At 67.5% G+C, this 21,011-nt stretch carries 15 protein-coding genes; 11 read left to right on the top strand and 4 right to left on the bottom strand.

All coding sequences use genetic code 11. The annotated features are described in order from the left end of the window. Positions 1–60: 60 nt before the first annotated feature. Together ilvA and AC3B6C_RS22200 are read left to right on the top strand one after the other, a co-directional pair. Positions 61–1,437 carry a threonine ammonia-lyase IlvA gene (ilvA, locus tag AC3B6C_RS22205; RefSeq protein ID WP_488374177.1) on the top strand — a complete coding sequence of 459 codons (1,377 nt, stop codon included), beginning with the start codon at positions 61–63 and terminating at the stop codon, positions 1,435–1,437. A 278-nt stretch (positions 1,438–1,715) separates the two neighbouring features. After that, on the top strand, positions 1,716–2,042 hold the full coding sequence (locus AC3B6C_RS22200) for a hypothetical protein (protein ID WP_014925451.1): 327 nt from the start codon (positions 1,716–1,718) through the stop codon (positions 2,040–2,042). A 49-nt stretch (positions 2,043–2,091) separates the two neighbouring features. Here the strand turns inward: AC3B6C_RS22200 and treZ are convergent, their stop codons facing one another. Then, a complete protein-coding gene (gene treZ / locus AC3B6C_RS22195; protein WP_488376352.1) occupies positions 2,092–3,852 on the bottom strand; it encodes a malto-oligosyltrehalose trehalohydrolase in 1,761 nt (586 codons plus the stop codon). A gap of 349 nt (positions 3,853–4,201) precedes the next feature. Between treZ and AC3B6C_RS22190 the strand changes: the two genes are divergently transcribed. From AC3B6C_RS22190 to AC3B6C_RS22150, 9 genes are read left to right on the top strand one after another with little or no spacing between them, the layout of a single operon-like run. After that, positions 4,202–5,059 carry an MlaE family ABC transporter permease gene (locus AC3B6C_RS22190; protein ID WP_035717212.1) on the top strand — a complete coding sequence of 286 codons (858 nt, stop codon included), beginning with the start codon at positions 4,202–4,204 and terminating at the stop codon, positions 5,057–5,059. 1 nt (position 5,060) lies between these two features. Then, a complete protein-coding gene (locus AC3B6C_RS22185) occupies positions 5,061–5,927 on the top strand; it encodes an MlaE family ABC transporter permease (protein ID WP_010842297.1) in 867 nt (288 codons plus the stop codon). Between the two features lie 10 nt (positions 5,928–5,937). Continuing rightward, positions 5,938–7,272 (top strand): MlaD family protein, encoded by a 1,335-nt coding sequence (locus AC3B6C_RS22180; protein ID WP_488374176.1) that lies wholly within the window; start codon positions 5,938–5,940, stop codon positions 7,270–7,272. Continuing rightward, positions 7,269–8,303 carry an MCE family protein gene (locus AC3B6C_RS22175; RefSeq protein ID WP_488374175.1) on the top strand — a complete coding sequence of 345 codons (1,035 nt, stop codon included), beginning with the start codon at positions 7,269–7,271 and terminating at the stop codon, positions 8,301–8,303. Before AC3B6C_RS22180 ends, AC3B6C_RS22175 begins: the two co-directional genes overlap by 4 nt. Beyond that, a complete protein-coding gene (locus AC3B6C_RS22170; RefSeq protein ID WP_014927269.1) occupies positions 8,300–9,289 on the top strand; it encodes an MCE family protein in 990 nt (329 codons plus the stop codon). Before AC3B6C_RS22175 ends, AC3B6C_RS22170 begins: the two co-directional genes overlap by 4 nt. Positions 9,290–9,315: 26 nt before the next feature. After that, the gene (locus AC3B6C_RS22165; RefSeq protein ID WP_044506893.1) at positions 9,316–10,416 is read left to right on the top strand and encodes an MCE family protein; all 1,101 of its coding nucleotides are present in this window, start codon (positions 9,316–9,318) and stop codon (positions 10,414–10,416) included. Positions 10,417–10,427: 11 nt separating this feature from the next. Then, positions 10,428–11,582, top strand: a complete 1,155-nt coding sequence (locus AC3B6C_RS22160) for an MlaD family protein (RefSeq protein WP_010842302.1) — start codon at positions 10,428–10,430, stop codon at positions 11,580–11,582. After that, positions 11,579–12,751 carry an MlaD family protein gene (locus AC3B6C_RS22155; RefSeq protein WP_488374174.1) on the top strand — a complete coding sequence of 391 codons (1,173 nt, stop codon included), beginning with the start codon at positions 11,579–11,581 and terminating at the stop codon, positions 12,749–12,751. Before AC3B6C_RS22160 ends, AC3B6C_RS22155 begins: the two co-directional genes overlap by 4 nt. Positions 12,752–12,810: 59 nt before the next feature. Beyond that, entirely contained in the window at positions 12,811–13,722 is a 912-nt protein-coding gene (locus tag AC3B6C_RS22150; protein WP_488374173.1) for a hypothetical protein, read from the top strand. Between the two features lie 6 nt (positions 13,723–13,728). Here AC3B6C_RS22150 and treY read toward each other — a convergent pair whose 3' ends face one another. From treY to AC3B6C_RS22135, 3 genes are all read right to left on the bottom strand, one after another. Continuing rightward, positions 13,729–16,098 carry a malto-oligosyltrehalose synthase gene (gene treY, locus AC3B6C_RS22145; RefSeq protein WP_488374172.1) on the bottom strand — a complete coding sequence of 790 codons (2,370 nt, stop codon included), beginning with the start codon at positions 16,096–16,098 and terminating at the stop codon, positions 13,729–13,731. A 4-nt stretch (positions 16,099–16,102) separates the two neighbouring features. Beyond that, on the bottom strand, positions 16,103–18,649 hold the full coding sequence (gene glgX, locus AC3B6C_RS22140) for a glycogen debranching protein GlgX (RefSeq protein ID WP_488374171.1): 2,547 nt from the start codon (positions 18,647–18,649) through the stop codon (positions 16,103–16,105). Positions 18,650–18,783: 134 nt separating this feature from the next. Next, positions 18,784–20,964 carry an acyltransferase family protein gene (locus AC3B6C_RS22135; RefSeq protein WP_488376347.1) on the bottom strand — a complete coding sequence of 727 codons (2,181 nt, stop codon included), beginning with the start codon at positions 20,962–20,964 and terminating at the stop codon, positions 18,784–18,786. Between the last annotated feature and the right edge of the window lie 47 nt (positions 20,965–21,011).

Raw genomic sequence — 21,011 nt, 5'->3', positions numbered from 1 at the left:
GGGCGTCGCGACGATGTCACCGCAACCCGCGACACCGGGACATGAGCCGACAGTGAGAACATGGCTGTCGTGAGTACGCACCACGTCCCGGTCCATCAGCAGGCATTGTCGGTAGACGCGATCGAAGCCGCGTCGATCCGCATCGCCGACGCGGTGGCGCGTACCCCCCTCGAGATCTGCCCGCGGCTGTCGGCCGACTCCGGTGCCGAGATCTTCCTGAAGCGTGAGGACCTCCAGGCGGTCCGATCCTACAAATTGCGCGGTGCCTACAACGTGATGGCGCAGCTGTCGGCGGAGGAGCTCGCGCGCGGGGTCGTCGCCGCCAGTGCCGGCAACCACGCACAAGGCGTTGCGTTCGCCTGCCGGAGCATGGGGGTACACGGACGCATCTACGTCCCGACCACCACGCCCAAGCAGAAGCGGGACCGAATCCGTTGGCACGGAGGCGACTTCGTCGAACTCCGGGCCGTCGGGGAAACCTACGACGCTGCTGCGGCGGCCGCTCAGGACGACGTGATGCGCACCGGAGCGGTGTGGATCCACGCGTTCGACGACCCGCGGACCGCGGCCGGGCAGGGGACCATCGCGCACGAGATCGTCGAACAGCTCGGTCGCGTCCCCGACGTCGTCGTCGCGCCGGTCGGCGGCGGAGGATGTCTGGCCGGGATGGCGACCTACTTCCGCGGTATCTCCGACGACGTGACGATCGTCGGCGTCGAACCGACCGGTGCGGTGTCGCTGAGCGCCGCACTCGTCACCGGCGGACCGGTCACCCTCGACGAGATCGATCCCTTCGTCGACGGCGCGGCGGTCAAGCGGATCGGGTCCATCGGACACCGGGTGCTGTCGGACCTGGGTGCGACCGTCACCGACCACCCGGTTCTCGCCGACATCGCCCCGACCCCTGCCGTGCGGGTGGTGCCCGACGAGCGGTTCGCGCCTGTCCCGGGATCGGCACACATCACCCACGTCGACGAAGGTGCCATCTGCTCGGCGATGCTCGAGCTGTACCAGAACGAGGGGATCATCGCCGAACCCGCGGGCGCCCTCGCCGTCGCCGTGCTCGACAAGCTGCAGCTGCCCGCGGACGCCACCGTGGTGTGCCTCGTGTCCGGGGGCAACAACGACGTGTCCCGGTACGGCGAGATCATCGAGCGCTCACTGGTCCACCGGGGCCTCAAGCACTACTTCCTCGTCGACTTCCCCCAGGAGCCGGGCGCATTGCGACGTTTCCTCGACGAGGTGCTCGGGCCCGACGACGACATCACGTTGTTCGAGTACGTCAAGCGGAACAACCGGGAGACCGGTGCCGCCCTGGTCGGTGTCGAGTTGGGGCACCGCGACGGACTCGGCGGGCTCATGGACCGGATGGCCCACTCCCGCCTGCACTGTGAGCGGCTCGAACCGGGTTCCCCGGCGTACGCCTACCTCACGTAGAACGTCGAGGGGGGTCTGTTGCCCACGCCGCCCCGCTGAGATGCGCCCGCGGCAGGATCCGCGGCGACGATGAGTTCGCCTTCTCGGTGGCGCTGTGGTGGGTGGTTTCCTGGGGTGCTTCGTGGTGCAGGCGCGTTTGCGGGCGGGGAGCCCGGACGTCGGCCATCCGAACGACTCCCGACCTCCCGGGAACATTCCGGCCCGAGGTCGCCTCCAAGTACATGAACCGCCCAGAAGCACTGCACACCAGCGCTCCACCACTTGGAAGGACACACCCCATGAGCACCGAGATCCCCGCCGACGCCGTTCTCGTCGACACCGACGGCGACGGAGCCGTCGACGCCGCCCTCACCGATGTCGACGGTGACGGCACCACCGACGCCATCCTCGACACCGACGGCGACGGCCAGGCCGACTCCATCGCCTACGACACCAACGCCGACGGCGAGATCGACGTCATCGAGGCCGACACCGACGCCGACGGATACACCGACATCGCCGTCGCCGACACCGACGCCGACGGCACCTTCGACACCGCCGTCGACGACGAAGGCAACGTCGAGGTCGGCGACTTCGGCAGCATCGACGGCGGCGACGCCGTCTGACCCCCGCCCGATTGTCACAGCCCGAAGCCGCGTGTACCGCGGCTTCGGGCTAGGAATCGTTGTGGGCCGGACTCCGGCGTCCGACGATCACGTTGTGGCCCGGCGAGCTGAGCCCGGTGTCGTCGGATCGGACGGGCTCCCAGGCCGACTCGACGTCGAGGGTGACGGGCACGGTCACCGGCTGATCGCCGGGGACGCACACCACCGACCAGTCGCCGCGGTGCATCGCGAACCAGCCCGCCGCCTCGTCGAAGTCGACGGACACCGAACCGAAGGTCGGATCATGCAGTGCTGCTTCGGCTTTCCGCAACGCGATCAGGGTCCGGTAGAAGTCGAGCACACGTGCGTGGTCGGGCCGATCGAGTTCGGTCCAGTCCAGCTTCGACCGCTCGAAGGTCGCCGGGTCCTGCGGATCGGGCACATCGTCGCTGTCCCAGCCGTGCTCGGCGAATTCCGACTTGCGTCCCTCGGCGGTCGCCCGGCCGAGTTCCGGTTCCGGGTGGGAGGTGAAGAACTGGAAGGGCGTCGCCGCGGCCCACTCCTCGCCCATGAACAGCATCGGGGTGAAGGGGGACAGCAGGACCAGTGCCGCCTTGATCGCCAGCTGTCCGCCGTCGAGGTAGGCACTCGGACGGTCGCCGATGGCGCGGTTGCCGATCTGGTCGTGATTGCAGGTGTAGGCGAGCAGGGCCGAGGCGGGCACGGTGCCGGTCGGGATCGGCCGCCCGTGATGGCGTCTGCGGAACGACGAGTAGGTGCCGTCGTGGAAGAAGCCGCCGGTGAGGACTTTCGCGAGGCACTCGTAGCTGCCGAAGTCGGCGTAGTACCCCTGCCGCTCGCCGGACACCAGGGTGTGGATCGCGTGGTGGATGTCGTCGTCCCACTGCGCGGTGAGGCCGAGTCCGTTGACGGTGCGCGGCAGGATCATGCGGGGATCGTTGAGGTCGCTCTCGGCGATCAGCGACAGGGGCCGCCCTAGCTCGGCGGCGAGATCATCGGTCGCGGCGGCGAGCTCCTCCAGGATGTGGACGGCGCGGTGGTCGGCGAGCGCATGAACGGCATCGAGGCGCAGTGCGTCGACGTGGAACTCGGAGAACCACCGCAACGCGGTTCCGATGATGAAGGCGCGCACCTCGTCGGAGTCCGGATCGGACAGGTTGACCGACGACCCCCAGGACGTCGTGCCCTCGCTGAGGTAGGGCCCGAAGTCGGGTAGGTAGTTGCCGGACGGTCCGAGGTGGTTGTACACGACGTCGAGGACGACGCCGAGCCCCTTGGCGTGGCAGGCGTCGACGAACCGGGCCAGCGAGGCGGGACCGCCGTAACTCTCCTGGACCGCGTACCAGCCGACGCCGTCGTAACCCCAGTTGTGGTCGCCGTTGAACGCGTTGACCGGCATCAGTTCGACGAAGTCGACCCCCAGGTCGACGAGATGGTCGAGTCGGTCGATCGCGGAGTCGAGTGTGCCCGCGGGTGTGAACGTACCCAGGTGCAGCTCGTAGACGACCGCGCCCCGGATGTCGCGGCCGGCCCACGCGGCGTCGGTCCAGGTGTCGGCGTCGACGGTGAACAGCGCGGACAGTTCGTGCACCCCGCCCGGCAGGCGCACGGCGCGCGGATCCGGACGCGGCGGCCCACCGTCGACCGAGAAGCCGTAGCGGAGTGCGTCCTCGCCGTCGGCGGCCGGTGCGGCATCGACCTGCCACCACCCACCCCGCGCCGCCGACATCGCGATCCGACTCGGCCCCGACCCCGTCCCCGTCGTGGTCACGAGCTCGACGACCTGCGCCGTCGGCGCCCAGACGCGGATCTCGTCCAGCGACCGCGGTGCTCGGTAGGGACCCTCAATGGAACGAAGTGGTAGGTTTTGTTCCCGTTGGTCGGCCGACCAAGTTATTGTGCTCTGGGCAACAGCGGTATCGGTCGGGGGATTCGTCACATCATGCAAGGTATGTCGGACCTCGGACAGGCGCAGTCGGGCGCTACTGTGAGGCCGGACACATTTCGACCACGAGAATGGGGTATGTTACCCGCGGCGCTCCTGCCCACGGGGGGCACGCGAAGAGGTTCTGCGGAAACGAGGACGCGCGTCGGCGACGACGAGCGCGATCGCGACCTGACGGCCGGTGAACGGGTAAGCCGAGACGCAAGGGTAGGGATTGAGCACTAACGCAGTCACCTCGGACGACGAGGAGGTGGGTCGCAAGAGACCGGGGGCGGTTCGGTCGTGGTACGACGGCCATATCGTCGCCTCGTTCGACACCTTCGGACGCCAGCTCGGCATGTTCGTCGAGGTGTTCCGGACGCTCTTCGTCGATCTCTTCAAGCGACGCTTCCCCTTCGGCGAGTTCGTCCGGCAGTGCGCCTTCATGGCCAGCACCTCGGTCTTCCCGACGCTCCTCGTCGCCATCCCGATCGGCGTCATCGTGTCGATCCAGGTGTCCAACATCGCCGGCCAGGTCGGTGCGACCTCGTTCTCCGGTGCCGCCACGGGTCTGGGCGTGATCCGGCAGGGCGCCCCGCTGGTCACCTCGTTGCTCCTGGCCGGTGCCGTCGGTTCGGCCATCGCCGCCGACCTCGGCTCGCGCACCATCCGCGACGAGATCGACGCGATGCGCGTCATGGGCGTCAACCCGATCGAGCGCCTCATCTCGCCTCGACTGCTCGCCACCATGGTGGTCAGCTTCCTGCTCTGTGGCTTCGTCTGCTTCGTCGGGTTCATCACCGGTTACGTCTTCAACGTCTACTTCCAGGGCGGTACACCGGGCAGTTACACCGGCACCTTCGCGTCCTTCGCGACGACCTCCGACCTGATGTTCGCGTTGGCCAAGGCCGTCATATTCGGCGCGATCGTGGCGATCGTCGCCTGCGATCGCGGCCTCTCGACGAAGGGCGGGCCCGCCGGCGTGGCCAACTCGGTCAACGCCGCCGTCGTCAACTCGGTCCTGCTGCTGTTCACGGTGAACGTGATCCTGACGCAGCTGTTCACGATCCTGTTCCCGGCGAAGGTGGTGTGAGATGACCGCGTCACGGTATGTGCCTCCGGCCCTGCGGCCGCTCGAGGCCGCCAAGTCGGTGTACCGCGGTCCGCGTGATGCGCTCGCCGCGATGGGCCACCTGATCACCTTCCTGGTCCGGTCCATCGTTGCGGTGCCGCTGGCTTTCCGCCACTACAGCAAAGAGGTCTGGCGTCTCCTCGCCGACGTGGCGTGGGGCAACGGTGCCATCGTGGTCGGCGGCGGCACCGTCGGCGTCATGGTGATCCTCGGGATCATGGGTGGCGCGACGGTGGGGATCGAGGGCTACACCGCACTCAACCTGCTCGGCATGTCGCCGGTGACCGGTGGTCTGTCCGCATTCGCGACGACCCGTGAGATCGCGCCGCTGCTCGCCGCCACCGCGTTCACCGCGCAGTCCGGGTGCCGGTTCACCGCACAGTTGGGGTCGATGCGCATCGCGGAGGAGATCGACGCGCTCGAGGCGATCGCGATCCGGCCGCTGCCCTATCTCGTCACCACCCGGATGTGTGCCGCGGTCCTGGCGATCGTGCCGCTCTACTCGGTGTCGCTGGCCGCGAACTACCTCGCCTGCCAGTTCATGTTCATGGTGCAGAGCGGTCAGGGCGGCGGCACCTACCTGTACTACTTCAACCAATTCCTCGTCTCGTGGGACATGTTGTTCTCGTTCATCAAGGTGATCGTCTTCGTCCTGCTCACGACCTTCATCCAGTGCTACTACGGCTACTTCGCCTCAGGGGGCCCCGAAGGTGTGGGAGTTGCTGCCGGACATGCCATCCGCCTCGCGATCATCGTCATCGTGTTCGCGAATCTGGTCATGACACTCGTGTTCTGGGGCACTTCGCCCGGAATCAAGATCTCGGGATGAGGGGGAGACCGTGAACATCGCGACCGACGGACGTAATCCCTCACTGCTGCAGTACGTGCTGCGGGGCGTCGCCTTCCTGCTCGTCCTGCTCGTCATCTTCGTGCTGCTCTTCATGCGTTACCAGGGGACGTTCAGCAAGACGGTGGCCGTGACCGCCGACCTCGTCGATGTCGGCGACGGCCTCTCCAACGGCGCCGACGTCCGGTACAACGGGCTCATCGTCGGGACGGTCAAGTCCATCGCCGTCGACGACGACTCGCAGGCCGACGCCGCCCGGCTGATCAAGAACGTGGGCATCGACATCGAGCCCGCCCAGGCCGAGGGGATCCCCGCGTCGGTGACCGCGCGGACGGTTCCGTCGAACCTGTTCGGCGTCAACTCCGTCGAACTGGTCCCGCCCGCCGAGGTGGGCACCGACCGGTTGTCCGCGGGGGATGTGATCCCGGCCGACAAGTCGCTCGAGACGATCAAACTGCAGGACGCCCAGAACGAGCTGAAGCAGATCCTCGACGCCGTACCGCCGGAAGAACTCGCGCAGGTCCTCGGCACCATCGCCGACGCACTCAAGGGCGGCGGATCGGTGTTCGGGTCGTTCGTCGGTGTGTTGCGGAACTACTTCGACTCCATCAACGCCCAGTTCCCGCCGGGCGCGCCTCCCGGTTTCGACAATTTCGACGCCGCGCTCACCGGACTGTCGCAGTCGGCGCCGCAACTCCTCGACACGTTGGGGCGCAGTGTGATCCCGGCGGTGACGCTCGCGGAGAAGCAGCGTGACCTGACCGCTGTGCTGACGGCGAGCCAGGGACTGATCGATCAGACCCAGTTGCTCTTCGCACGCAACGGCGACGGCGGTCAGCGCATCGTGACCGATCTGAACCGGATGCTGGGTGCGCTTGTGCTGGAACCGAACTCGCTGCCCCAGGGCGTGATCGCACTCAACAATCTGGCCGCCCGGGTGCTGACGGTGTTCACCGGCACCAACGGGCACGTACAGCTCAACATCGGGGTCAGTTTCGGCGCCTTCCAGCGCTACACCCGGCAGAACTGTCCGGTGTACGACGGCGGCCCCTACGGAACCCTGCGCGGTCCGGGGTGCGTCGGGCCGGGAACGGGGACCGGGCCGACGATGTCGGGTCCGTTGTCGATCTATCCCTCCGACGGAATGCGCCGCAACAAGCCGGTCGGCAACGTGACCACCGATGCCGACAACAAGACCCTCGGCACGGTGTTGCGCCGCACCCCGTCGGCAGCCGACACGATCATGCTGGGACCGCTGGTCCAGTCGCTCGACGTGCGGAAGGCCACCGGGCCCGGTGGCGGCGAAGGCCAAGGAGGAGGACGATGAGCGCGGCTTCGGGGTCGATCCGCAAACCGCTGATCGGGTTCACGATCTTCGGCATCACCGCATTGCTGGTCACCTACGTGATCTTCTCGACGCTGGAACGTTCGGTGCCGGGATCGACCAACAGCTACACCACCTACTTCGGTGATGCGTCGGGTCTCGCGACGGGCGATGACGTCCGCATGGCCGGCGTCCGCGTCGGCCGGGTGGACCAGATCGAACTCGCCGACGGCCGGGCCCGGGTCTCCTTCGAGGTGCAGAACAACCAGCAGGTGTTCACCAACACCCGTGCGGCGATCCGCTACCAGAACCTCATCGGCCAGCGGTATCTGAACCTGACACTGGTCCCGGACCGGGAGAGCCGACCGCTCGACCCGGGGTCGACGCTGCAGCTGCCCTCCGAGGATTCCTTCGACGTCACCACCCTGCTGGCCGGATTCCAGCCGGTGTTCGAGACCCTCACCCCGGAGCAGGTCAACGCCCTGTCCGAGGGATTGATCCAAGCGTTCCAAGGCAATTCGGTGTCGCTGAGCTATACGGTCGCCGAGGTCGGACGGCTCGCTGAGGACACCGCCAATCGTGACGTCGTGCTCGGTGCGATCATCAACAACCTGAGTGTGGTGATGCGTGACCTGTCGCGGCAGGGCGGCCAGCTGGGCACCGTGATCGAGTCGATGTCGGCGCTGATCGCCAACCTCAACTCCAACTCGGCGGCCTTCGGTAGCGCGGTGACCGACATCGGCCGGACCGCAAGCGGTTTCGCCGACGTGCTGAGTGAGAGCCGGCAGAGCCTCGCCGACGCCGCGACGGACGGCCGGATCGCCACCAACACGCTGATCAGCAACGGCGCCAAACTCGATCGGATGGCGGTCGACGCCCCGGTCTTCCTCGGTCATTTCCCGCTCGTGCTCGGTGAGGGCGCTTACTTGAACATCTATGCATGTGATCTCGACGTCGCGATCGGTGACGTCCTGCTCCCGCCCGGGATCTTCAACAAGATCGGCGGCACGAGTCACTCGGTGGTGTGCCGATGAGCTGGTTCCGCAGAAGTTTTCGCAACAACCGGCGGGTGTGGTCCGGGGTGATCGGTGCCGTCGTCATCGTCGCCCTGTTGCTGGGCGTGACGGCCCTCGCGAGCGCACATCTGGGCAAGCAGACACTCACCGCCGACTTCGCCCAGGCCGGCGGTATCCGGCCGGGGGACAAGGTCCGCGTCGCCGGCATCGACGTCGGCGAGGTCACCGGCACCGAACTCGCCGGGCAGCACGTGGCCATCACCATGAAGGTCGACAGCGACGTCCGGGTGACGGCCAACGGCTCGGCGGAGATCAAGATGTCCACGCTGCTCGGTCAGCGCTACATCGATGTGTCGCTGGGGGATTCACCCGAGGACGCGCCCGACGGACACATCGGGAAGACCGCCGTGCCCTACGACCTGCAGCGCACCATCGAGGCGGGGGCGCCGATCCTGACCGGCATCGACGACAAGACGCTCTCCGAGAGCATCCGGACCCTCAACCGGCAGCTCGCCGGTGTACCGGCCATCACCGAGCCGACCTTCGAGGCGCTCACCCAGATGTCGAAGGTCATCACCAATCGCAAGGACCAGATCAATCAGTTGATCGCCGACACCAAGACGATCACCAGCATCGTGGACGACAACCAGGCCCAGCTCGCCGTGATCGTCGGGCAGGGACGCGACCTGACCCAGAAGATCGTCGCGCGTGAGGAACTGGTCACCCGGATGCTCGACGGCATCGCCGAACTCACCGAGCAGGCGACCGCGGTGGCCGGCGAGAACGCGAATCAGTTCGCGCCGATCATGGCGAACCTGAACACGATCACCCAGGGGCTGGAGAAGAACCGCAACAATCTCCGCAAGTTGCTGGAGGTCCTGCCGGTGACCGCACGCCTGACCAACAACGTCATCGGTGACGGGCCCTACGCGAACGGCTACCTGCCGTGGGGCATCTTCCCGGACAACTGGCTGTGCCTGGCCCGGGTGGTGGACGGATGCTGAGCGGGGACACGAGGACAGGTACGACGATGCGCGCCAACGGACTTCGCCGCCCGATCCTGCTGGTCGGGGTCGCACTGCTCGGCATCCTCGGGCTCTCGGGTTGCTCGATGATCCCGGGGAGCTGGAAGGCGGCGGTCGGACAGGCGATCGAGGTCACGGCCTACTTCGACAACGTCGCCGGCCTCTACGTGAGCAACGACGTCGCCGTCCTCGGCATGCCGGTCGGCCAGGTCACCGCGGTCGAGCCGCAGGGCGACCGGGTGAAGGTGACCATGACGATCGACAGCGACGTACCGGTCCCGGCCGATGCGACCGCGGCGATCGTCAACACCTCGATCGTCACCACCCGGCACGTCGAACTGTCACCCGCCTACGACGGCGGACCGAAGCTCGAGGACGGATCGGTCCTGAAGGAGACGAAGGCCCCGGTGTCGGTCGGCGAACTGTTCGACGCCATCGACGGTCTGGTCGTCGCCCTCAAGGGCGAAGGCGCCGGACCCGGCCCCCTCGCGGAGATGATCGACATCACCTCCGGCATCGCCACCGGCAACGGCGACGAGATCCGCGCGGCACTGGACGAACTCGGCGGGGCGTCGGATGTGGTGGCGGGCAACAGCGATGCCCTCGTCGACATCCTCGAGACCATCGAGGGGCTGACCACGACTCTCGTGCAGAACTATCCGAAGATGACCGCGTTCTCGAAGTCCGTCAACGAGGTGTCGGAGCTGCTGGGCGACCAGGCGCCGGGTCTGCTCGCGACGTTGGGGAACCTCAACCAGACCCTGCAGAACACGACCGTGTTCCTGCAGAACAACACCAACACCATGTCGGTGTCGTTCGACCGGCTCGCGGCGCTGACCGCGAACCTCAGCGATTATTCGCGGCAGGTCGTGGAGACCATCGACGTCGGGCCGCTGCTCTTCCAGAACCTGAGCAACTCCATCTCGGCCGAACAGGGCGCGTGGCGCGCGCAGGTGCTGCTCGACAAGTCCCTCGTCGACAACGAACTGCTCGCCGAGTTCTGTGAGGCGATCAATCTGCAGAAGGACGGCTGCCGGACGGGCAAGCTCAAGGACTTCGGGCCCGATCTCGGTATCTACTCGGCGATGCTGGAGTTGACGAAATGAGAACGGCGACGATGGACTCGCTGGACCGCGCGGGATCGGCCGGGCGTCCGTCGCCGGCGCCCTCGCGCCGCGGGGTCCGCCGGGGCGGCGTGCTCGCGGTGTTGCTCGCCGCCCTGATGGGACTCACCGGCTGCGGACTGCTCCCGAGTCTCACGGTCGAACAGATCCCACTGCCCGCACCTGGCGGCATCGGGGACTCGATCACGCTGACCGCGAACTTCGACAACGCGCTGAACCTGCCGACGCGAGCGAAGGTGAAGCTCAACGGAAACGACGTCGGGCAGGTCACCGACCTCGTCGCCAAGGACTACACCGCCGTGGTGACGATGGAGGTCAGCAAGAAGACCAACCTCCCGGTGGGCACGGGCGCCGAGCTGCGCCAGGCGACGCCCCTGGGCGACGTGTTCGTGGCGTTGCTGCCGCCGATCGAGGCGAAGGACGGTCTGATGGTCGACGGTGACACCCTCACCGGCCCGACGTCGGCCGCCGCGACGGTCGAGGATCTGCTGATCAGCATGAGCGGGGTCGTGGACAGCGGGTCGCTGAACTCACTGACCATCATCCTCACCGAACTGAGCAGTGCGGTCGCGACGAACCCGTCGGACCTCAACGGCGCGATCCGTGGCATGACGACCGGCATCCGGAAGCTCAACCAGAGTTCGGCCGCGGTCGATCGGTCGCTGGCCACCACGCGTGTGCTCACCGGACAACTCGCCGACGGGCGCGCGCAGATCATGGCGTCGATCAACAAGCTGGGTCCGGCGTTGGAGTCGCTGAACGGGCAGATCGCCACGATCCTGACCACTCTGGACAAGACCCAGCAGGTCACCGCCGCCACCAACGATTTCCTCGACACCGACCAGGACAATCTCGTGGAGATGCTCGGTCATCTGTCGACCGTGCTGGCCGGCCTCCGTCAGGCCGCCGGCCCGCTCGGATCGCTGGCCGACAACCTGCACACGCTCACGCCGAAGTGGGTCAAGTCCACGCCGGGTAGCGCGGCGGCCGTGTCGTCGAAGGTCTATTGGCTCAGCCCGGGCGTCGGATTCGACTCGGCGAGCAGGTTGCCCGAGATCCAGGACGTCGACGAGGGTTCGGCGGCGTTGCAGCAGACACTGACCCGCCTGCTGGCGCGGATCACCGGGACAAGGGGGTGTTGCGGATGAGCGGCGTGTTCGGTGTCCTGCGCAGGAATTCGGTACTCGTCGGCAACATCGCCCTGGTGCTGGTGATGGTCGTCGGACTCGGCTACCTCGCTCTCGGTGTCCTGCGGTGGCAGCCGTTCGCCGACAAGTACTCGCTCACGATCGAGTTCCCCATCTCCGGTGGCCTGCAGGAGACCTCGGGCGTCACGCTGCGCGGTGCGCGCGTCGGTGACGTGGACACCGTTCGAGTGCAACCGGATTCGGTCAAGGTCGTGGTCACGGTCGACGACCGGTACAAGATCAACCGCGACAGCACAGTGGCGGCGCTGGGGCTGTCGGCAGCGGGGGAGCAGTACGTCGACTTCCAGCCGGCCACCTCCGACGGCCCCTACCTGAAGGACGGCGACGTCATCCGGGCCGACCAGACCGAGGTGACCGTGCCGTTCTCGCAGCTGCTCGAATCCTCGCTGGAACTGATCAATCAGATCGATCCCGCGAAACTCCGTTCCGCCGTGGACAATCTGAAGATCGCGCTGTACAACGAGGACGGCACCAACGATCTGTCGGTGATCTTCGACTCGGGTGGCACCATCTTCGCGAAGCTGTACACGGCGCTGCCGGAGACCACCAAGTTCATCCAGAACGCGGGCACCATCTTCAAGACGACCGCGCAGATCCAGCCCGACCTCGGCACGACGGTGGCCGGTCTGAGCACTCTGGTCAACGCGGCAGCCGCGTCCGATCAGGAACTCCGTGAACTCCTCGACCGGGGACCGTCGCAGTTCACGAGCCTGGCCGGGTCCATCAATCAGCTGACCGATCCGATCACCGACGTGACCAAGCAGTTCGTCGACATCGCCGAGCAGGGTGCACTCCGTGCGCCGGCTCTCGCGACGCTGTTCCCCGCCATCCGCGACGCCAGCGTCAAGAGCCTCACCATGTTCCACGACGGTGCATGGTGGGCGTTCGGATCGGTGTACCCGCGCCCGAGCTGCAACTACCCGGTCACACCCCGCCGGCCGACGCAGATCCTCGAGCTGACCATCCCGACCAATCTGTACTGTGTGACCGAGGATCCGCGCCAGCAGATCCGCGGCTCGGCCAACGCGCCGCGGCCGCCCGGTGATGACACCGCGGGACCGCCGCCGGGCTACGACCCGAACGCCCGTACCGTTCCGCTCGACAAGTGATGGGCCGCTCGACGACTGACGGCCACTCGACGACGACAGACAAGTTGCGTGACCTGTAGATGACTGACCGGAATGACCCTGACGTGAACCCGACGACCGAGAGCGAGGCGGACACCGCGTCCCCCGACACCTCCGCCGTCGCATCCGGCCCCACCGACGCGGTGACGGACGACGACACGGCGACGGACGAGACGGACGCGGCGGACGCGAGCAGTACCGGCGCGTCGCCGGCACCGCGTGGGAAGTCCGCCCGCCGGACCGGTTCCTCGACACCCGTCTCGAAGCCCGCCGCGGCCGACGACGCCTCGACCGAGAAGGGCGAGTCTCCGGCCGCGTCCCCGAAAAGTGACGCGGGGCGTCGGGAGATCTCCTTCACGGTCACCGGCCGCGGGATCAAGAAGGTCCTCGCCGCCGTCGTGGCTCTCGCCCTCGTCGCGCTCGTCGCGTTCCTGGGCTGGCGCGCCTACGACCTCCAGCGGGAGGCCGATGCCTTCGCCGATTCGAAGGTGGCCTCGGCCGACTTCGTCACCAAGCTGGTCACCACCCTCAACGCCGACAATGCGGGCAACTCGAAGGAACTGCTGGGGCCGCTGTCGACCGGGGAACTGCGCACCCGCCTCGAGCAGGAGCGTGCCGACACCGAGGCGAACGTCGAATCCCTGAACATCGAGGTGTCCTCGACGATCAGTGTGGTCGCCGTGGAGACCGTCGATGCCGACACCGCCAAGACGGTGGTGATGGCCGAGGTGACGGGCCGCAGCGTCAAGCTGCCGAGCGGCGGCACGAGCCTGATGGTCTTCCGCCTGGACCTCAGCAAGGAAGACGGCAAGTGGCTGGTGTCGAAGGTCGACGGCCCGCCGGGAAGCCCCAGCGGCCAGATCGATCCGTCGCAATCGCTCCCGGGCGCCGGGGGCGCACCGGCACCGCAGCCGTCGCCGGCACCGCAGCCGGCTCCCGCTCCGGCAGGCTGACCCGCGTCAGTCCCGCACGAGGATCGCGACCGGGTGCTCGCCCCGCGCGGCGCCCAGGTCGACCGCCCCTTCGTACACGGCCCCCGATCGTTCGTCACGCCACCGCGATCCCGCGGGCAGCGTGATCGACGTGGCGGTCGCGGCCTCGTCGTCGAGGCTGTGGGTGAACCGCGCGGTGAGTACGACCACCGACGGGCCGTCGTGGGTGCCGCGCGCGAACGCGATGGTGTGGTCGGCGGCGGGTCCGTCGGCGGTCAGTCGCTCATAGGTCCCCGAGACACCGAACGCATCCGGGTGCGCGGCACGGACCCGTAGTGCGGCCCGCACGAGTCTGGTCTTGGGGTGGTCGGTCGACCGTCCGAAGTCGACCGGTCGTCGATTGTCGGGATCGACGAGGGAGTCCTCCCACCATTCGGTGCCCTGATAGATGTCGGGCACCCCGGGGCCGAGAATCGCAATCGCCTTGCGCGCGAGTGCTTCCTGCTCCCATGCGGAGGCAATCCGGTCGACGAGTTCGGAGACCGCGGTCGCGATGTCTCCGGTGGTGACCTGGCCGATCCAGTTCTCGACCGCGGTCTCGAACTCCTCGTCGACCTCGGTCCACGTGGTGCGGAGTCCGGCCTCGCGGGTCGCCTTGCGGGCGTACTCCACCAGTCGTCCGCGCAACTCGTCGGTGACCCGACCGTCGGTCGGCCAGACCCCGACGATGTTCTGCAGCAGGAAATAGCCGGTCAGGTCATCCGGCACGGCGGTGTCGCGCCAGATGGTCTCGACGAGCTGGGACCACCGGTCGGGGACCTGTGCGAGCACCGCGATGCGCGCACGCACGTCCTCACCGCGTTTGGTGTCGTGGGTCGACGTCGCGGTCATGGCCAGCGGCCACTGTGCGGCGCGCTCGGTGTTGTGCCGGTGGAACTCGGTGAGCGACAACACCGGATCGGCCGGGTCGCCGCCGACCTCCTGGGCGGACACCAATCTGGCCGTGCGGTAGAACAGGCTGTCCTCGACACTCTTCGCGGTCACCGCGCCGCAGGTCTGCGCCAACCGCGACGTCGCCTCGCCGGGAACCGCGGTCTCGCGCACGACGAGATCGAGGGCCGCACGCAGGTCGGGCTTCGCGTCGGCGATGCTCGTCGCCACGGCGAGGAAGCGTGGACGCAACGACGGATAGTCCGCCCGGTACACCCCGAGCGCGGCGATGAGTTCGGTACAGGCGGCGGCGATGAGGTCCGGCTCCACGGCCGGCGATCCGCCACCGCCCGCGGTGAGCGCGCGCACGAGGCGGCGGAGCTCTGCCGGGAACGACTCGCGCACCGTGCTGAGCTTGCGTTCGTGCTCGGCGGCCTCCACCCACCGCGCGTCGCCGGACTCGCCGGTGATCCGTTCGTGCAACTCGGTGAGCTGGGCGACCCCGGCCGGCGCCACGAACACGGCGTCGATGACGCGCATGTGGTCGTAGCCGGTGGTGCCCTCGACCGGCAGGGTCGGTTCGAGCGGCTCGTCCGGCGCCAGGATCTTCTCGATGTAGAGGAGGCGGTCGTCGCCGATGTCGGCGCGCAGGCGGCGCAGATAGTCCTGCGGGTCCCACAGGCCGTCCGGATGATCCACGCGCACACCGTCGATGAGGTCGGCGTCGAGCAAGTCGCGCAGCCACTGATGGGTGGCGTCGTAGACCTCCGGGTCCTCCTGGCGGAGTCCGGCGAGCTCGTTGACGGTGAAGAACCGCCGGTATCCGATGAGTCCGCTGTTCCAGGGGACGAGCCGATAGTGCTGGCGGTCGTGGACATCTCGAGGCGTGCCGCCGGGCCGAGTGTCCCGGCCGGCGCCGGGAGCGAAGCGAGCGGGCCGAGTGTCCCGGTCGGTAGCGGGCGCGATCGGGAATGCGTGATCGTAGTACCGCAGGTTCCCGTCCTCGTCGATCTCGAGGGGGCTCAGGTCTCCGTCGGCGGCGAGGACGGGCAGCGCCAGCTTTCCCTCGGCACCGTTGTCGTCGCCGAAGTCGGCGTCGAAGTAGTTCGCGTAGTCCGACCCGGACCCGTGGCGGAGCAGGTCGGCGAACCACGGGTTGGCGAGCGCGTCCGCCACCCCGGTGTGGTTCGGGACGATGTCGATGATCAGACCCATCCCGCGTTCGGCTGCCGCCGAGCGCAATTCGCGCAATCCCTCGACACCGCCGAGCACGGAGGCCACGGCCGGAGGCGGCAACCAGTCGTAGCCGTGCGTCGAACCGGCCGACGCCGTGCCGATCGGGGAGAGGTAGACGTGGCTGATCCCCAACTCGGCCAGATGGTCGAGTATCCCGGCCGCGTCGGCGAACCCGAAGTCGCCGTGGAGTTGGAGCCGGTATGTCGCGTGTGGGGTCGGGCGGTTGCTCATGAACTCACGAGGTCTTCCGCAGGACCAGTACGGACCGCGCGCCGACCGTCACCGACTCACCGGACGCGGCCGTCAGTTCGGTCTCGCCGACGGGGTGGGTGGTGTCGAGTTCACCGACCCATTCGTTGCCGTACCAGTTCGGTGGGAGAGTGAACTCCAGATCCTCGTAGTGGGCGTTGAAACAGATGAAGAAGGAGTCGTCGACGACGAGTTCGCCTCGTTCGTCCTTCTCGCCCAACCCGTTTCCGTTGAGGAACACCGCCAGGCTCTTGCCGAATCCGCTGTCCCAGTCCTCGGCGGTCATCTCTTCGCCGGCAGGGGTGAGCCAGGCGATGTCGAGTGCCTGGTCGCCCCACCGGATCGGTTTCCCGCCGAAGAACTTGCGGCGCCGGAACACCGGATGCCGGGTGCGCAGCGCGATGGCCCTGCGGGTGAACTCCAGCAGGTCGGCGTTCTCCTCGGCGAGTGTCCAATCCATCCAGGACAATTCGGAGTCCTGGCAGTAGACGTTGTTGTTGCCCTGCTGGGTGCGCCCGATCTCGTCACCGTGCGCGAGCATCGGCGTTCCCTGCGACAGGAACAGCGTCGCCAGGATGTTGCGCTGCTGTTGTGCGCGCAGAGCGTTGATCTCGGGATCGTCGGTCGGTCCCTCGACGCCGCAGTTCCACGACCGGTTGTGACTCTCGCCGTCCCGGTTGTCCTCGCCGTTGGCCTCATTGTGCTTGTCGTTGTAGGACACCAGGTCCCGCAGAGTGAAGCCGTCGTGGGCGATGACGAAGTTGATACTCGCGAGCGGACGCCGGCCGGTCGCCTCGTACAGATCCGACGATCCGGTGAGCCGGGAGGCGAACTCGCCCAGGGTGGACGGCTCGCCGCGCCAGTAGTCGCGGACGGTGTCGCGGTACTTGCCGTTCCATTCGGTCCACAGCGGCGGGAAGTTGCCGACCTGGTAGCCGCCCTCGCCGATGTCCCAGGGTTCGGCGATGAGCTTGACCTGGCTGATGACGGGGTCCTGCTGGACCAGATCGAAGAACGCCGACAGCCGGTCGACGTCGTGGAGTTCGCGCGCGAGTGTCGAGGCGAGGTCGAACCGGAACCCGTCGACGTGCATCTCCAGGATCCAGTACCGGAGCGAATCCATGATGAGCTGCAGTGTGTGTGGATGGCGGACGTTGAGGCTGTTGCCGGTACCCGTGTAATCCATGTACATCTCGGGTTCGTCTTCGACGAGCCGGTAGTAGGCCGCGTTGTCGATGCCGCGGAACGACACGGTCGGACCGAGGTGGTTGCCCTCGGCGGTGTGGTTGTAGACCACGTCGAGGATGACCTCGATGCCGGCGTTGTGGAACTCGCGGACCATCGCCTTGAACTCGGTCACCGCGCTGGCCGGCTGGTCTCGGTTGGACGAGTACTCGATGTGCGGCGCCAGGAATCCGAATGTGTTGTAGCCCCAATAGTTTCTGAGACCCTGATCGCGGAGGACGAAGTCCTGCATGAACTGGTGCACGGGCATCAGCTCGATGGCCGTGATGCCCAGTTCCTTGAGGTGGTCGATGATGACCGGATGGCACAACCCGGCATACGTACCGCGTAGGTATTCGGGGACGTCGGGGTGGGTTGCCGTCATGCCCTTGACGTGCGCCTCGTAGATCACCGTCTGGTGATACGGACGATTGGGCGACCGGTCGTTCTGCCAGTCGAAGTAGGGATTGATCACCACCGAGACCATGGTGTGTCCGAGCGAGTCCAGCTGAGGCATCGGATTGACCGGTTCGGGGTCGGCATCCGGGACATTCTCACCTTCCGGCGGCGCGGTGCCGTCGGAGTCCGGCTGTTCTGTTCCGACCGTAGCGGCCTCGTCGGTGTCGGCATCGGACGCCTCGCCGGGATCGGTCGTCTCCGATGTCGTCTCGTCGCCGTCGTCCAGACCGGTGTCGGCGCCCTCCTCGGCCGATGTGTCCTCGCCCGCGGGTTCGCCGCTGTCCTGGGGCGGCGTCGGGAGCGGGTAGGAGAACAGTGATGCGTCACCGTCGAAGTCGCCGTGGAACGCCTTGCCGTACGGGTCGAGCAGGAGCTTGCTCGGGTCGCACCGCAGCCCGCGCGACGGGTCGTACGGGCCGTAGACGCGGAAGCCGTAGAACTGTCCCGGGCCGACGTTGGGCAGATAGCAGTGCCAGCAGTAGCCGTCGACCTCTTCGAGCCGGATGCGGCGTTCGTGGCCCTCGCGGTCGATCAGACACAGCTCGACCGCCTCGGCCACCTCCGAGAACAGCGAGAAGTTCGTTCCCGCACCGTCGTAGGTGGCGCCGAGGGGAAACGGGGTACCCGGCCACACCGGGATCGGGGCCGGCTCCGGTTGGACCAGCGCTTCGGCCTGGATCGGGTCCGACGGCATGGGAACCGGGTCGGACGTGGCACCGCCGCTCGGTGGCGCCGCTGTCGTCGAGGTGGTGTCGAGGTCTGGTACAGCGGGCTTCGGGGTGGAGCCGGGATCGCCCGGCTGTTCACCGGGGGCTGGCGGTTCGGAGTTACCCGCCTTCGGCGACGTCATGGGTCGACCCTAGTCGCGTTGCCGCGGGCGGTCATCTCAGGACGCGGCCGGCCGGCTCGGATGTGGTCTGTCCCACCGGTATGCCTCCGCCGACGGTCGAGCGGTCGCCGATCAGGCCCCGATCGCCGACGTCGTCACGGGACCTCGGGACCGGCCCAGGGCAGCTGCGCCGCCATCTGCCGACCCAGTTCGTCGGTGAGGCTGCGGACGTAGGTCGCACTCAGATGGTGCGGGTCCTTGTAGACGGTGATGTTCCCGACGATGGCCGGGCAGCGATCGGAGGTGCAGATGCCGTCGGACATGTCGAGTGGGTGGAAGTCGGGCCGCGTCGCGGCCAGTGCGGCGCCGGGGTCCTCGGGCGCGAGCACGGCGGCCCGATTCGATCCGCAACTCTCGGCGTCGCCGCCGTCGGCGAGGCAGATCGGCGTGTCGATGGTGCCCTTCGCGTTCTTCGGCCAGGGTGTGTCGCGCATACCGAGCACCGGCACACCCGCCTCGAGGAAGCGATCGAAGATCGGCACGTAGTCCGGCGGCACCCAGTCGCCGGGTTCGTAGTCCCGCGGCCGGGTCGAGTTCGTCAGGACGGCATCCGGTTTGTCCGCGATGACACGGTCGATGACACGCTGTCCCCAGTCGTAGCACTCGGGGTAGGGCACGCCGCGTTGCTTGGGCACGGGGTTCGTCGACAACGGACACCCCATCTTGAGGTAGGTCGTCACCTTGAAGCCGTTGCGCTTGCCGAGGGTGTCGAGCGCCGAGATCCACATCTCGGCGTGTGAGCCGCCGGCGAGGGCGATGGTGCGCGTCGCGGTGGGGTCGCCGTAGACGCCGACGTGGATCTCGTTGTCGGTGAAGTCGCTCATGTACCCGTCGGTGGAGGTCTCGGGGAAGTCCTTGATGACCTCCAGTGCCGACGGCTGCGGGTCGAGGGCGGGTACCGGCCAGCCGTCGAGCAGCGCGCGGGCACCCGGGTACGACCTCGGATCGAGATTCTTCGTGTCGACGACGATGTTGGCGACATGGCGTTCCCACACGGTGATGCCGATGCCGGTGACGAGCGTGCCCACCACGAGGATCGACGTCACGACCGATGTGTAGGACATCCATCGGGAGCGTCCGTTCCGGGTGCCGCGTGTCAGCTCGGATCGGCCGCCCCCGCGCAACGGGTCCTCGATGTAGAGCTTGGTGAGCCATGCGAGTCCGACCGACACCGCGAGGATGACCACGCCCTCGAGGAAGTTCGCATGGTTCTTGTCACGCCAGGTCAGGTAGAAGATCAGCAGCGGCCAGTGCCACAGATACAACGAATAGGCGATGGTCCCGAGCCACACCGGCCACCGGCTCGCCAGCCATCGGTTGGTGACGGGCATCTCGGTGGAGGCGACGGCGTGGGTGCCGTGCGGAGGCTTCTGCAGCGCGGTCGCGCCCGCCCAGATGATCAGCAGCGTGGCACCGACCGGCACGAGCGCCATCGGACCGGGATAGGCGTTCACGCCGTCGATCCAGAACCCGCAGCTGACGATCAGGGCCAGTGCGACGACGGTCGCGATGTTGCGAAGCCAGTTGGGGACACGCAGCGACGGCAACCAGATCGCCAGCAGGCCGCCGGCCAGCGGTTCCCAGAGTCGCGACAGCGTGTCGTAGTAGTTGTACGGCTGATTGATCGCCAGGCCGCGGTGCGCCCAGTAGAAGGAGGCGAGGGCGACGACGAACACCGCCCCGCCGACGAGGAACCTGATGACCCGGGGGTCGGCGAACGGCCGGGCGACCCGGGCGCCGAGTTTGAGCAGCGCCGCGAACGCGAGGGCGACGAGCAGGGTCAGGACGAAGAACTGGCCCTGCACCGACATCGACCAGATGTGCTGCAGCGGACTGTTCGCGGAACTGGCGGCGAGGTAGTCCTGGGAGTTCTGCGCGAGATACCAGTTCTGGTAGTACAGCGCGCTCGCGATGACCTCGCGCCCGACGTTGGCCCAGCGGGTCTGCGGCAGGATCACCAGCGTCAGGACCGTGACCGCGATGAGCACCGTGAACAGTGCCGGCAGCAGCCTCTTCAGCAGCCGCTTGAGGCGCGGCCAGGGATTGAGCGTGTCGCGGAAGGTGACGTGCGGCGCCTGACTGGCGATCGCGTGGCGCAACAGTGAGCCGACGAAGAAATATCCCGAGAGGGTGAGGAAGACGTCGACGCCGCCGGAGACCTTGCCGAACCACACGTGGAAGCAGGCGACGAGGGCGATGGCGATGCCTCGCAGGCCGTCGAGGTCGGTGCGGTATGCGGGCGTCGTCGGCGTCGAGGGGGACGACGTCGGCGCCACTACTCGCGTCGTCGATGCCACAGGGCGTGTTCTTTCCGGTGGGGGAC

Source organism: Gordonia sp. 11cp (genome assembly GCF_057767225.1).
This window is presented reverse-complemented; position numbering and strand designations above follow the sequence as displayed.